Source organism: Rubripirellula tenax (genome assembly GCF_007860125.1).
In the GTDB taxonomy this organism is placed as follows: domain Bacteria; phylum Planctomycetota; class Planctomycetia; order Pirellulales; family Pirellulaceae; genus Rubripirellula; species Rubripirellula tenax.
This window is the reverse complement of record NZ_SJPW01000011.1, coordinates 30353-43737: the sequence shown is the minus strand read 5'-3', so window position 1 is coordinate 43737 and position 13385 is coordinate 30353. Positions and strand designations below refer to the sequence as shown.

Genomic DNA, 13385 nt, shown 5'->3' with positions numbered 1-13385 from the left:
TCAAACCAACGTCTCGTCAATTTCGTCTTCCATGGTCACACCCAGACCGCGAAGGACTTCCGTCAGCTTGGCATCAAGTGCATCCAATTGGCTAAGAACATCGTCCTGGCGTCGCTCCAAGTCGCGAAGCAAGTGACCAGGCTCTTGATCAGCAACCTGGGATGTGGGAGTGGGCGACATCGACGACTCGGGGTGAAAATTCGGGTTACGGCAGAGCGATCCGAACTCTGCCGACGCGACCAAGTCGAAAAACCGACCCGGTCTTTGAATTCAGATCGGCCGTTCTTGCGTCATTCGGCACCCCCGAACCGATCGCAACGATCCGTCAAAGCTGGTAAAGATTGCCGCTTTTTCCGTCTCTAGCGGTCACCCCGACCTTCCCGAACAGTGGTGTCGTCATTTAGCTTTTAAACTGACGCGTCCGGGCAAATCCTGCCGACCGGAAAAGTCAGTAAGGACGGGCGTATGGCCATTGCTGAAATTGGGGTCAAACGGCTAAACTGCCGCCACGCGCGTGCCCGCCAAGTGGCGGATTCCATTGCAATTCCCTCAGTTGGGGAGAAAATTCTCTCAGATGAATTCGGAGCAAAGATGGTTAAGTTAGTAGTTCGGGACAGGGAAACGATCCAAGAAGCTGTCCGCCGATTTCGGAAATTGGTCGAGCGTAGCGGCATCAAGAAAGAGATGCGCCGCCGCGAATACTACGAAAAGCCAAGTGAAACCAACCGCCGCGCACGCTTGCGAGCCGAACGCCGCGCCCGCCGAACCCGCCTGTTGAGCCGCTAGGCCGCAGAAGTTTGCGCGTGAAAAACAGGCTTGAAAAGACCGGCGATTGCAAAATCGCCGAAGCCAAACCCAAAATTCCGCAGTCGTGCACAGCGGGCGCTTAGCTCAGTTGGTTAGAGCATCTCGTTTACACCGAGAGGGTCGGGGGTTCGAGTCCCTCAGCGCCCATTGGCCGGTCATCTCTGACTGGCCTGAGTCCGCGAAAGACGCGGTTTTCTTTGTATCCTCGGTTGGCTTCGTGCTCGGGATCACCTCCGACAGCTCGGGATTTGGTCCCACACGCGTCGATGCGACCTTGCTTCTACCTGATCCCAAATGTTGATGCCCAAGTCCGGTCTTTTCGACAAAGCCGTAAATCTTGCTGGCCTGCGTCTGCACATCAGCGGGCTGAAAAGAAGGCGTCGTCGCAGTCGATTCTTGTGCGACCGCAATGGCTGGCGTGGTCAGGCCCACGACGACGGCGACAGTGAAGACAATCGTGAAACAACGCATATCAGAGTCCCATGATGGTTGCTGGATGGGGGATTGGGCAAAATCGCCCGTTGACTTTTATAAAATCCCAAAGCGTTGATCGCGAATCTAAAACAAAACGAATGCCGAACCGATTGCCGCCTCACAACTTTGCATGGAACCACGCGAATTGCCGACGCAATCGAGTTGCGAGTCGGAGTATGTCGCATCCTGAATGGAAATGGTGAATAGAGAATATCCATAGCCGTGGACAGAATTTGTGCCTTGCGTCAGGTCGCTGTTTTTGCATTTCCGGAAACCCTTCTCCGGAAACCCTTCTCCGGCAATCTGTTCGGGCTGTGCGGGTTTCCCGATGACGGTTGGTTCCATTCTGTCGTTCGCAACGAACCGCTCCGAAGGTTCGATTCGGTCAAGCCGATTACTCCCAACAAGGCATTCACAACAAACACGACGATCGTCCCACTGGCAAGGAAGCAGGTTGGGAGCGCTTGCGTGTTGTCATTCACTTCTTTGCTGCGCACGGATGCCATGAAAAAGCTCACCTTTCCACTGACCATTTCCTGCTTTTTGGCAATCGCTGGTTGTGCCGGCGTGAATGGTCCTTCGCGGCAACTCGCCCGCCACACCGGCTCGGTCGCTGGATCGTCGTCCATGCTTTCGGCAAACGGCTCGCCGGACGACGCAGCACTAGCATTCGTCGATACCGTCGCCTACTTTGATGACGACACGTCAGCTGACGATGGCGTTGCTGATGAGACGGACGAACTGGCGATGGACGATGGTCTCGCCAATGATAGTGACGGGCGGAAAGTAGCCGACAGCAACTTGCGAGCTTCGAACATCGAGCCGTTTACCATTGAGCCGATCGCGGCTTTTGAATCTAACGTGGCATTTGACGGCAATGACTACGTAATGGAATCGGCTGGCTACACGCTTGCCGACATTGAAGCACTAGCACTGGGCAACAATCCCGCACTTTTGTCGGCTCAAGCGACCACCAGCAAGGCAGCCGGACTGCGTCATCAGGTCGGCACTCGTCCCAACCCGACGCTGGGCTACTTCGGCCAGCAGATCGCCGACCGCAACACCGACCAACACGGTGTCTTCGTCGAGCAGGAATTTGTCCGTGGTAACAAACTACAACTCAATCGCGACGTGCTTGGTCATACCCAGCGAGCACAAGCGGCCGAAAACGAAACCCAGCGTTACCGCGTGCTGACGGACGTTCGCGTCCGATTCTTTGAAGCCATCGCCGCTCAACAGCAAGTCGATGCAACGCTGGCCTTTGCCGACGTCGCTCAGCGAGGAGTGCAGGTTGCGGAGGATCGCCAGGAAGCAGAAGAAGGAACGCTGATCGAAACGTTGCAAGCTCGGACGTTGTTGAGCGAAGTCACGCTCGCGGCCGAACAGGCCGAAGTGGCCTACCAAGGTGCATGGCAAGACTTGGCCGCGATCGCGGGAATGCAAGATTCAGCACCCGCTCGCCTAGTCGCCGACATGAGCACTCCGATCGACACGCCCGACTGGAACTTCGCTTACACAGAGATTCTGGCACAAAGCCCCGAACTCACTGCGGCGCAGGCGATCGTTTGTGAGAAGCAAGCGTTGCATCGTCGCCAGCAGGCCCAACCGATCTCCAACGTGACGGCACATTTGGGTGCGGGATATGACGACGCAACCGATCACGGGATGATCAACGTCCAACTGTCGGCTCCCATCGCCGTTTGGAACAAGAACTCGGGCAACATCTCGGCGGCGTATTCGGACTATGTCCGCGCGACCCAAGAAGTCCAGCGGATTGAGCAGTCGATCCGCTCACGACTTGCCCGCGCGGCCCAGGAATTTGAAACGGCGATGAAGTCCGTTCGCAAATACGAAGACGAGATCATTCCTCAAGCGAAGAAGAGTCTCGAACTGTCCGAGGAAGCCTATCGAGCTGGCGAACTGGACTTCCTGCAAGTTCTGATCGTCAGACGCAGCTACTACGAATCGTCGATTCGACTGATTCAATCCCGAGGCAATCTCGCCCAAGCCGCGTCCAAGGTCGACGGTCTGCTTCTGACCGGCGGACTGGATTCGCCCGTCGACTACACCGACGGCGACGGCATCCGGGGCGCGTCGTTCGGCGGGCAGTGATCAGCGTCTCAAGTTTTTGGCGATGCCTCGATTCAGATGCCGTCACTCGGGTTTGGGTGAGATGCCTGGGCCTTGCCTGACGCTGTTTTCAAGCAATCGGCGAAACCGCAGTTTGACACGTTCCCCGAACACTGCTATCGTTCATCGTAGATAAGCGATAAAGGAACTCAATGGCGAAGCGACCCACCAAAAAACCTTGCGATTCGACACCGGTGAAGCTGAAGGCTGATCCGACGGCGGAGGTGTTTGCGAAACTGGCTTGGGCGATCGCCCACCCGGCCCGCGTGCAAATCGTGCGTTTGCTGATCGGCCGCGAAGCCTGCGTTTGCGGCGAGATCGTGGATTGTCTGCCACTCGCTCAATCAACGGTTTCTCAGCACTTAAAGATTTTGAAAGAGTCGGGGCTGATCCAGGGCGAAGTCGATGGGCCGAAGGTTTGTTACTGCATCAACCCAGACAAATTGGATCAACTCAAGAAACTCGTCGCAGGATTGTGACGGTGTTTTTTTGCCCCGACCTATCGCCTATCGGCGATAGACGATGTATTGCGTTCATAGAAGCTCTCTCAACCAAGGAATTTAGGATGACCAAAGTTCAGATTTACGACAAGGCCATGTGTTGCTCGACGGGAGTTTGCGGGCCGCAAGTTGATCCCGTGTTGCCGAAGTTTTCCGCTGATCTCGATTGGCTTAAAGAACAAGGCCACGATGTCATTCGATTCAACTTGGCTCAAGACCCCTCCGAGTTCGCCAAAAATGCGACGGTGAAAAAGATGCTCGCTGACGAGGGCGTCGAGTGCTTGCCGCTGGTCATCGTTGACGACCGTGTTGTCAGCCGTAGTGAGTACCCATCGCGTGAAAACCTTGCGATGTGGACCGGCACGGCGATGAAGCCGAAGGCAACGCTGCCCATGGCCGACGACTCGGGTTGCTGTGGTGGCGATACGGGTTGCTGTTAGTTGAATTTGAAATCAATGTGGCCGAACGCTCCGCGGTCGGTTTTTAAGGTTGCGACCGCGGAGCGTTCGGCCACACTACCTCAGGAGAAGCGTCATGCAATTTCTCAATCAGCCCACTCGAAACTTGTTCTTCACCGGCAAAGGCGGCGTTGGCAAAACGTCGATGGCGTGCGCGAGCGCGGTTCAGTTGGCCGATCGTGGTTTGCGAGTGTTGCTCGTTTCGACTGATCCGGCATCGAACCTTGACGAGGTGCTTGGAACGCTGCTGGGGAGTACTCCGACACCGATTGAGTCGGTACCCAACTTGTTTGCGATGAACCTCGACCCCGAGGCGGCAGCTCACGAGTACCGCGAACGGATGGTTGGTCCTTATCGTGGCGTGTTGCCGGACGCGGCGGTCGCGAGCATGGAAGAGCAGTTTTCGGGTTCGTGTACGCTTGAGATTGCAGCGTTCGATGAGTTCGCAAAGTTGCTGGGTGACAAAGAGGCAACGTCGCAGTTCGATCACGTCGTTTTTGATACAGCACCGACCGGACACACGTTGCGTTTGTTGACGTTGCCGTCGGCTTGGTCGGGATACATCGAAAACAATACGACAGGTACGTCGTGCCTCGGGCCACTCGCTGGCTTGCAGGCTCAGACGTTGATCTACAAACAAACCGCCCGCGCACTGGCCGACGGCGACTGCACGACTTTGGTTTTGGTCACACGTCCCGAACCGTCAGCGTTTCGCGAAGCAGCTCGGACGAGCAGCGAGTTGCAAGAACTGGGCGTTCGCAATCAGCACTTGATCGTCAACGGCGTCTTCACTAGCCAGACACCAACGGACGAGATCGCAACGGCGATGCAGCGTCGAGGTGACGAAGCGGTCGCGTCGATGCCAGACTCAATTGCTGGCTTGGATCGTTCATCGGTTTCGCTGGCGTCCAGCGGATTGATGGGCGTTGATTCGCTGCGTCGCCTCGGCAAACCCACTGACTTGACCACTGATGAGGATATCGAAGCTCCTGCAATCGACTCGCATCCAGGTGGTCTTGGTTCGTTGATTGATGAACTCGCCGCCGTTGGTCACGGCGTGATTTTGGCGATGGGCAAAGGTGGAGTGGGGAAAACAACGGTCGCGGCATCCGTAGCCGTTGCGTTGGCCGAACGTGGTTTCGACGTGCACCTTTCGACGACCGATCCAGCGGCTCACGTTTCAGCGACGATCGCGGCGGACGAACTCGCCGGTTTGACAGTGGGGCGAATCGACCCGGCTCAAGAGACCGCCGACTACACCGCCGAAGTCATGCAGACGGCTGGGAAGGACTTGGACCCACAGGGCAAAGCACTGCTCGAAGAAGACTTGCGTTCGCCATGTACTGAAGAGATCGCCGTGTTCCGTGCGTTCGCCAAAGCCGTCTCGGAGGGTGCAGACCGTTTCGTCGTTCTCGACACCGCACCGACGGGGCACACGATCTTGTTGCTCGATTCGGCGTTGGCTTACCATCGTGAAGTAACTCGCCAAGCGAGCCAAATGCCTGAGTCAGTTGAGAAGTTGTTGCCGCGATTGCGTGACCCTGACTTTACGCGAGTGTTGGTGGTGACGTTGCCCGAAGCGACGCCGGTTCACGAAGCCGCACGATTGCAGCAGGACTTGCGGCGTGCGGAGATCGAACCGTTCGCGTGGGTCATCAACCAAAGTCTGGTGCCGTTGGCGGTGACTGATCCGGCTTTGCGTCGGCGTCAGCATCACGAGTTGCCGTTCATTGACGAAGTTCAACAGACGCTAGCGACTCGCGTTGCACTGGTTCCTTGGCAAAGCGAGCCGCCGACTGGCCTCGCTGGATTGCGTCGCATCGTCGCGGCGGATTCAACTCTCACTCAATAGAAAAGCAACCCAAGGCAGAAACCGATGACCAAAAAGAATGTTCTGTTTCTGTGTACCGGCAACTCTTGTCGTAGCCAGATGGCCGAGGGTTGGGCACGACATTTCCACGGCGACACGATCGAAGCGTACTCGGCAGGCATCGAGGCTCACGGGATGAACCCCAACGCGATGCAGGTGATGAAAGAAGCTGGCGTGGATATTTCAGCCTATTCGTCCAAGCTGGCCAGTAGTCTTGCCGATGTTCCTCTCGACCTGGTTATCACCGTTTGCGGTCACGCAGACGAGAACTGCCCAGCGTTCCTAACGAAAGCCAAGTTGGTTCACGTCGGCTTCGACGATCCCCCCAAGCTCGCCAAGGAAGCAGCCAGCGAAGAAGAAGCCCTCGACCAGTACCGCCGAGTCCGTGACGAGATTCGAGATTTCGCGAAGAACAAACTCGCCGCGTTGTTGCCGTAGGGGCTGATGGACAATTGGGGACGAGGCGAGGATTCAGCAATCAAAGGAACAGAAACTGTTCAATTGTCTGGACAGATGCTTTCCATTGAGGATCCCGACGCGATGCACGAGGACTGCGGCCGACTCGCGAAACAGCGGAGTTCACTGCAATTCGTGAATTGAGTGCGACAGATCGGGGAACGTGACGTCGTCGGCACATCGGTTGCTTAAGTAGGCGAGTGGGTGCGAGGGCTTGTTTGTCTCGCCGCCGAAATCACTGGCGTGCAACCTCGTGTTGCTCGCCACACTCGATGAGATGCCCTGTGTCAAAATCGTTGATAGAATGGTTTACTCCCGGCCGCTTTGAGCAGACCTATGACCACGGACGTTCCGATGCTGCGAAGCCTTCGGTCGAAGTTCCGTCGCGAGTGATCCCAACGGCGTCGTTTCACTTTCCCAGGCTCGATCAGTTTTTGCGTATGTCCAACCGTGTTTCAGCTCTGTCCTCGATCCTACGCTCACCGGCGCGGATTCTGAGCATTGTGCTGATGCTGGTGTTCATCGCGGAAGTCGGTGTGATGTTCGTGCTGCCGCACGTGTTGCCTAAATTTCTTGGCGAAACGGGAACGGCGTTGGTGGATGCCATTTTGCTGACGCTGGTTTGCGCCCCGGTCCTGTGGTGGGTGATCTCTGCCGCAGCAGCAACCGAGGCGGAACGCCTGACGATGGCTCGCGAGACAGAGGCATTGCGAGCCCAACAGATGACAACGCTGGCTCAACTGGCGACCGGCGTCGCTCACGAAATCCGCAACCCGCTGACTTCGATCAAGATGTTGATTCAAGTGAATCGGGGCAAGTTCGCGGACGGAGGTTTGCCAACCGATGATTTGGAACTGGTCGAACAAGAGATTCGACGGATGGAACGCAGCGTGAATAGTCTGCTGGACTACGCGCGCCCCGAACAAGGTGAACTCAGCGTCTTCCCCATTCAAACGGTCATTCGCAAGACCGTTCAACTGATTAACGGACGTTGTCAATCCAGTGGAGTCAAACTAGCGGTCGACTGTGATGACGAACCCATCACGATTGATGGCGATCCTGCCCAGATTCAACAATTGCTCCTGAACCTTTCGCTCAACGCACTCGATGCGATGCCAAGCGGCGGCGAGCTCACTATTGCAGCCAAGACGACGGGCGGCCAATTAGAACTTTCAGTGGCGGATAGCGGCGAGGGCATTCGGGACGACATGCTGGCGAAGTTATTCACTCCGTTCTCCACCAGCAAGCCGACCGGAATAGGACTGGGGCTTGGGATCTGCCGCCGCATTGCCGTTTCGCATGGTGGCACACTGACGGGCGCAAATCGCGTTACGGGTGGAGCCGAGTTCAAATTGGTTTTGCCAATCTCTGCCGAACGCAACCCAACCGAACAAACAATTACCACCGACAACACCACAGCTGACCGCGGAGCGGTTAGCCAAGCCGAGGCATCATGCAAACCCTATTAGTCATTGATGACGAAGCGTCCATTTGCAAAGCGTTTGAACGAGCCTTCACGAGCAACACGATCTCGGTGTTGACGGCAAAGACCGGAAGTGAAGGCGAGCAACTTTTTCTCGATGCAAAGCCCGACGTCGTCGTCATTGACTTGAGCTTGCCCGACACCAGCGGCTTGGAACTGTTCAAACGGCTTCGCGAACTTGACTCGCGTGTCCCGTTCATTTTCATCACCGGGCACGGTACGGTTCAGTCCGCCATCGAAGCGACCAAGCTAGGCGCGTACGACTACCTGTTCAAACCACTCGAACTCGATGAAATTCGAACGCTGCTCGACAAAGCGTTCAATCTCAGTCGCATGATTCGTGTGCAGCCGGTGCTTGCGGAATCCGATGGAGACGAAGCGTCCACCGGCGATGCGATCGTCGGACGCTGCAATGCAATGAAGGAAGTCTACAAAGCGATCGGGCGTGTAGCCTCGCAAAACCTGACGGTGCTGTTGCTCGGCGAAAGCGGCACTGGCAAAGAAGTCGTCGCCCAAGCGATCTATCACCATAGCGCCCGGTCGACCGGCCCATTTCAAGCGATCAACTGCGCGGCGATCCCCGATGCACTGCTGGAAAGCGAAATCTTCGGCCACGAAAAGGGTGCGTTCACCGATGCTCACCGGCAACGGATCGGCAAGCTCGAACAAGCCGACGGCGGCACATTGTTCCTAGACGAAGTCGGTGACATGTCGCCGATGACCCAAGCGAAAGTTCTGCGGGTATTGCAGGACCAAACCTTCGAGCGAGTCGGTGGCAATACGCCTATCCAAGTCGACGTACGAATCATCGCCGCCACCAACCATGACCTGAAACAACTTGTTTCCGAAGGCTTATTTCGCAGCGACCTCTATTTCCGACTCAGCGTCGTCACGATCAACTTGCCGCCACTTCGTGACCGCGAAGACGACCTCCGAGTGCTGGCCGAGTATTTCCTGCGTCGATACAGCAACGAGTTCGGTAAAGACATTCGCAGCATCGCACCGGAAACCATCGAAGTGCTCCAGCACTATCATTGGCCAGGCAACGTTCGCGAACTCGAAAGCGTGATGAAGCAATCGCTACTCACCGCCCGAGGCAACATCCTACTACCGGACTTCTTGCCACCACTCGGCGATGGACTCGGCCATCACGCATCGTCAAGCGATCTCGACTTCCTATCAGAAAAATTCGTCGCCGAACGTCTCGAAGCCGGCACTGACAACCTCTACGCCGAAGCGATCGCGATCGCCGAGCGTCAATTGCTCCGCCAAATCCTCACCCACACTTCCGGCAACCAACTCAAGGCTGCCACGCTGTTAGGCATCAGCCGCGTCACCCTGCGCAGCAAACTAAAATCCCTCGGCATCGAAGCAAGCGATTTCAGTCACTAGGTCTCGCCGTCGATTTCCGCCAAGCCAGCCGCGTTGAAATGTTGTTTTCGGAAAAGACGTCGCCAATGACGGCCTTATGACGCGAGTCGTTTCCAGCTCACTGCTATGCGATTGCCTGATTTGCGATTGCGTTGTGTCGGGCTCATGCTACGTTGTGGTGTTGGCCTGCGTGAAAGAGGCACAGAAGATGCTAGTTGTTTGATCTTTGTTTTTTAGAATCAGCGTCGCCTTTCGCAATCCGCGGTTCGATCTCACCGAAGTATTCCTTCGGCGGACAGACCGCAGCAAGCCTCGCATTCGCCTCGGGAGGCGATCATGGTGGATGGTTTTGCCAAGACACCGCGATATGTCTTGCGAGAGGACTCTCATCTGAATTGCCCGCCCGTTTGCGAAGCATCCGGGTGTTCGTCATGAACAGGTTTCCGGTCAACCGGCTATCGAATTCGATCCTTTTGCAACCGCGCGACATCCAGCCTTCCCGAGCTGACTGGAAGGTCGTCGGTGTGTTCAATCCCGCCGTCGTCTTGTTGGGTAAAGATCACATGATGATCGCTCGAGTCGCCGAGCGGCCGAGCGAAAAACGACTCGGATGGACCGCCGTTCCGAGTTGGGCAAGGGATCGCAGCGCGACCGTTGACTGGATTCGTGACGAAGATCTGCAAGTTTCGGACGCTCGTGTTGCCTTGTTAAAGCCAAGCGGCGATCTTCGTCTGACATCGGTATCTCATCTCCAAGTCTTTCGTCAATCCACTATTGAAAATCGAAGGTGGGAGTTGGTTGGTGCAGTGCTACCCGAAGAAGCCTGGGAAGAGTATGGAATCGAAGATCCACGGATTACCAAGATTGATTCAACGTACTGGATCACCTACGTCGCCGTGTCGCGATCCGGTGCTGCAACGGCTTTGTTGTCGTCGGAAGACATGGTGACGTTTCAGAGACATGGAATCATTTTTGCGAGCGAGAACAAAGATGTGGTGCTGTTTCCGCAGCGGGTTGCGAACAATTACCTATCGCTTCATCGTCCGAATCCCAGTTCACATTTCAGCCCGCCGCAGATCTGGCTCGCTCGGTCGCCTGATCTCATTCATTGGGGACAACACCAACCGATTTTGAAGGGTATCCATCACTGGGAAGGCGACCGCGTGGGTGGTGGGACACCACCAATTTTGATCGACGAAGGTTGGTTAACGCTGTACCACGGTAGCGAGCGATCGGATATCGCTGGAACCGTCGGTCGCTATGCTGCCGGCGCGATTCTTCTTGATCGCGATGACCCCAGTCGCGTCATCGCTCGATCGGCCGAGCCGATCATGATGCCGACGCTCGAATGTGAAACCAGCGGCTTCGTACCCAACGTTGTTTTTCCAACAGCGATGTTAGACGCAGGCGACCATTGGGACGTCTATTACGGCGCTGCCGACACCTCCGTTGCAATGACGCAATTTTCAAAGCAGTCGATTCTTGACTCGCTGGTCCCCACTTCTAAGGAACATTCATGACCAAGCCTGTCCTTGAAAAGATTGCGTTAGTCGGCGACTATCTTCCTCGCCGATGCGGGATTGCGACCTTCACCCATGATCTGCGGAATGCCGTCGCGCAAGCCTGTGATGCGACGTGCATTGTGGTTCCGATGAACGACGCGGCGGGTCCGTATGCCTACGATAAGGAAGTTCAGTTTCAGGTATCTGAGCAGGAGATCGAGGATTATCGAGCGGCAGCCGACTTCCTAAATTTCAGCAATGTCGACCTGGTCTGTTTGCAACACGAGTTCGGGATCTACGGTGGACCGTGCGGGAGTCATGTTTTGGCCCTACTACACGACTTGCGAATGCCCGTGGTAACGACGCTTCATACGGTTCTTTCGGAACCCAGCCAAACGCAACGCGCCGTCATGACGCAATTGATCCGGTTTTCGACGCGGCTCGTCGTGATGACGGAGCGGTCACGTCAAACGCTACTCGAAGTCTATTCGGTTGATCCGGCGCAGGTTGATTTGATCGCGCACGGGATCCCGGCCGTGCCAGACACGAACCAACGTGACTTGAAAGAGCAATTCAATGTCGAAGACAAGTTTGTTGCACTGACCTTCGGGTTGCTTTCACCTGGAAAGGGAATCGAACATGTTCTCCAAGCCATTCCCGAGATCGTATCCCGCTTCCCCGACTTCATCTACCTTGTTCTTGGTGCAACGCACCCTAGCCTGATTCGCGAACAAGGCGAACGGTACCGGATCAGCTTGGAAAGGATGGCGAAAGAACTCGGTATCACCAAGCACGTAAGTTTTTACAACCGATTCGTTGAATTAGAAGAGCTGACGGAGTTCATCGGTGCCGCAGACCTCTACATCACACCTTATTTGAACGTGCAACAGGCCGTTTCGGGAACGCTGGCGTATGCCTTTGGCTGTGGCCAAGCGGTGATCTCGACGCCGTATTGGCACGCGGAGGAATTGTTGGCCGAAGGCCGTGGTGTTCTGGTCCCATTTGCAGATTCTTCGGCGATCGCCAAAGAGGTGATCGGGCTGGTCGACGATGACGACCGGAGGAAGGCGATGCGGGCTCGCGCGTACGAACTCGGACGAAGCATGACGTGGGAGCATGTATCCCGTTTGTATCTCGAATCATTCCATCAATCATTAGAAGAACGGAGCCAACATCAAAAACCTTTGGCTGTCCGCACGCTCGATGAACAACCTTTGGCACTGCCTCAGATGCAACTGGATCATCTAGAGCACTTAAGTGATTCAACCGGAATCGTCCAACATGCGATCTTTACGATTCCCGACCATTCGCACGGTTACTGCACTGATGACAATGCACGAGCGTTGATCCTGACGGTACTTTTGGAAGAACAAGGGAAAGACTCGTCGATCGTTCAGTCGCTCGCTTCCCGCTACGCCGCCTTCTTGAACCTTGCGTTTGATCGTGAAACGAAGCGGTTCCGAAACTTCATGAGCTTTGACCGACAATGGTTGGAGGACGACGGTTCGGACGACTCACAAGGTCGAGCTTTGTGGGCATTGGGAACCTGCATTGGTCGCAGCCGCCGATCGGGTCTGGCCGGTTGGGCTCTTCATCTATTCCAACAAGCCATGCCCGCGTGTGAGAACACGACGTCGCCAAGGACTTGGGCACTGGCGATCATGGGAATTCAGGAATATCTGCGGCGTTACAGCGGAGATCGCACGGCGGCGCTGATGAGCGAACGACTTGCCCAGCGACTCATCAAAATGTACGAAGTCACCGCGACGGACGATTGGCCGTGGTTTGAAAACATTGCGACCTATAACAACGCGAGGCTGTCGCAAGCCTTGATCACTCATGGCCGTTGGTCCGATGATCAGCGCGCAGCCGATACTGGTTTGCGATCGCTGCGATGGCTTTGCGAGCAACAGCTTTCACCCGAGGGTCGTTTTCGTCCGATCGGTTCAAATGGTTTTAGCCGAGAGGGTGGCGTGGCGGCAGTATTTGATCAGCAAGCGATCGAATCGCACGCGATGGTATCAGCATCGATCGAAGCCTATGCCTCGACGAAAGACCCGTTCTGGAATGAACAAGCCCATTTGGCATTCGATTGGTTCTTGGGACGCAATGATCTCGGTCGGCCGATCTACGACGCGGCCACCGGCGGTTGCTTTGACGGCTTGATGGACAACCAAGTCAACGAAAACCAAGGCGCTGAATCGACGCTCGCGTTCTTACTTTCTCTGGTCGAGATGCGTCAACTCGCCGCGACGATGCGAGTCACATCATCGGCGTCTCCAAAAAACTAGACGTAGTTCAGGTCGCGAACTCGACGACGAATCTTCGACAAAG

General features: G+C 55.9%; 11 protein-coding genes and 1 tRNA gene. 11 read left to right on the top strand and 1 reads right to left on the bottom strand.

Annotated features, from left to right (window positions below; all coding sequences use genetic code 11):
* Positions 1-180, bottom strand: a complete 180-nt coding sequence (locus tag Poly51_RS28765; RefSeq protein ID WP_146462416.1) for a hypothetical protein — start codon at positions 178-180, stop codon at positions 1-3.
* A gap of 411 nt (positions 181-591) precedes the next feature.
* On the opposite strand from Poly51_RS28765, the gene rpsU reads away from it, so the two are divergent.
* From rpsU to Poly51_RS28710, 11 genes are all read left to right on the top strand, one after another.
* Positions 592-786: a 30S ribosomal protein S21 gene (gene rpsU, locus Poly51_RS28760; protein WP_145169923.1), complete on the top strand. Its 195-nt coding sequence runs from the start codon at positions 592-594 to the stop codon at positions 784-786.
* Positions 787-880: 94 nt separating this feature from the next.
* A tRNA-Val gene (locus Poly51_RS28755) sits at positions 881-954 on the top strand.
* A gap of 831 nt (positions 955-1785) precedes the next feature.
* Complete coding sequence (locus Poly51_RS28750) at positions 1786-3393, top strand: TolC family protein (RefSeq protein WP_146462415.1); 1608 nt, start codon at positions 1786-1788, stop codon at positions 3391-3393.
* A 170-nt stretch (positions 3394-3563) separates the two neighbouring features.
* Complete coding sequence (locus Poly51_RS28745; RefSeq protein ID WP_146462414.1) at positions 3564-3890, top strand: ArsR/SmtB family transcription factor; 327 nt, start codon at positions 3564-3566, stop codon at positions 3888-3890.
* Between the two features lie 86 nt (positions 3891-3976).
* A complete protein-coding gene (gene arsD / locus Poly51_RS28740; protein ID WP_146462413.1) occupies positions 3977-4351 on the top strand; it encodes an arsenite efflux transporter metallochaperone ArsD in 375 nt (124 codons plus the stop codon).
* Positions 4352-4445: 94 nt separating this feature from the next.
* On the top strand, positions 4446-6221 hold the full coding sequence (arsA, locus tag Poly51_RS28735) for an arsenical pump-driving ATPase (RefSeq protein WP_146462412.1): 1776 nt from the start codon (positions 4446-4448) through the stop codon (positions 6219-6221).
* 24 nt (positions 6222-6245) lie between these two features.
* Positions 6246-6677 (top strand): arsenate reductase ArsC, encoded by a 432-nt coding sequence (locus Poly51_RS28730; RefSeq protein ID WP_146462411.1) that lies wholly within the window; start codon positions 6246-6248, stop codon positions 6675-6677.
* A 527-nt stretch (positions 6678-7204) separates the two neighbouring features.
* Positions 7205-8164, top strand: a complete 960-nt coding sequence (locus tag Poly51_RS28725) for a sensor histidine kinase (protein ID WP_186775891.1) — start codon at positions 7205-7207, stop codon at positions 8162-8164.
* Positions 8149-9570: a sigma-54-dependent transcriptional regulator gene (locus Poly51_RS28720; protein ID WP_146462409.1), complete on the top strand. Its 1422-nt coding sequence runs from the start codon at positions 8149-8151 to the stop codon at positions 9568-9570. The genes Poly51_RS28725 and Poly51_RS28720 overlap by 16 nt, the downstream gene beginning before the upstream one ends.
* A gap of 410 nt (positions 9571-9980) precedes the next feature.
* The gene (locus tag Poly51_RS28715) at positions 9981-11069 is read left to right on the top strand and encodes a glycoside hydrolase family 130 protein (protein WP_146462408.1); all 1089 of its coding nucleotides are present in this window, start codon (positions 9981-9983) and stop codon (positions 11067-11069) included.
* The gene (locus Poly51_RS28710) at positions 11066-13342 is read left to right on the top strand and encodes a glycosyltransferase family 4 protein (protein ID WP_146462407.1); all 2277 of its coding nucleotides are present in this window, start codon (positions 11066-11068) and stop codon (positions 13340-13342) included. Before Poly51_RS28715 ends, Poly51_RS28710 begins: the two co-directional genes overlap by 4 nt.
* Positions 13343-13385 lie beyond the last annotated feature (43 nt).

Excerpts from the sequence above, each read along its gene's own strand:
- Poly51_RS28720 (WP_146462409.1), top strand. The coding sequence starts at position 8,149 with ATGCAAACCCTATTAGTCATTGATGACGAAGCGTCCATTTGCAAAGCG.
- Poly51_RS28725 (WP_186775891.1), top strand. The coding sequence starts at position 7,205 with ATGCTGGTGTTCATCGCGGAAGTCGGTGTGATGTTCGTGCTGCCGCAC.
- rpsU (WP_145169923.1), top strand. The coding sequence starts at position 592 with ATGGTTAAGTTAGTAGTTCGGGACAGGGAAACGATCCAAGAAGCTGTC.
- arsA (WP_146462412.1), top strand. The coding sequence starts at position 4,446 with ATGCAATTTCTCAATCAGCCCACTCGAAACTTGTTCTTCACCGGCAAA.
- Poly51_RS28715 (WP_146462408.1), top strand. The coding sequence starts at position 9,981 with ATGAACAGGTTTCCGGTCAACCGGCTATCGAATTCGATCCTTTTGCAA.
- Poly51_RS28745 (WP_146462414.1), top strand. The coding sequence starts at position 3,564 with ATGGCGAAGCGACCCACCAAAAAACCTTGCGATTCGACACCGGTGAAG.
- Poly51_RS28765 (WP_146462416.1), bottom strand. The coding sequence starts at position 180 with ATGTCGCCCACTCCCACATCCCAGGTTGCTGATCAAGAGCCTGGTCAC.
- arsD (WP_146462413.1), top strand. The coding sequence starts at position 3,977 with ATGACCAAAGTTCAGATTTACGACAAGGCCATGTGTTGCTCGACGGGA.
- Poly51_RS28710 (WP_146462407.1), top strand. The coding sequence starts at position 11,066 with ATGACCAAGCCTGTCCTTGAAAAGATTGCGTTAGTCGGCGACTATCTT.
- Poly51_RS28730 (WP_146462411.1), top strand. The coding sequence starts at position 6,246 with ATGACCAAAAAGAATGTTCTGTTTCTGTGTACCGGCAACTCTTGTCGT.
- Poly51_RS28750 (WP_146462415.1), top strand. The coding sequence starts at position 1,786 with ATGAAAAAGCTCACCTTTCCACTGACCATTTCCTGCTTTTTGGCAATC.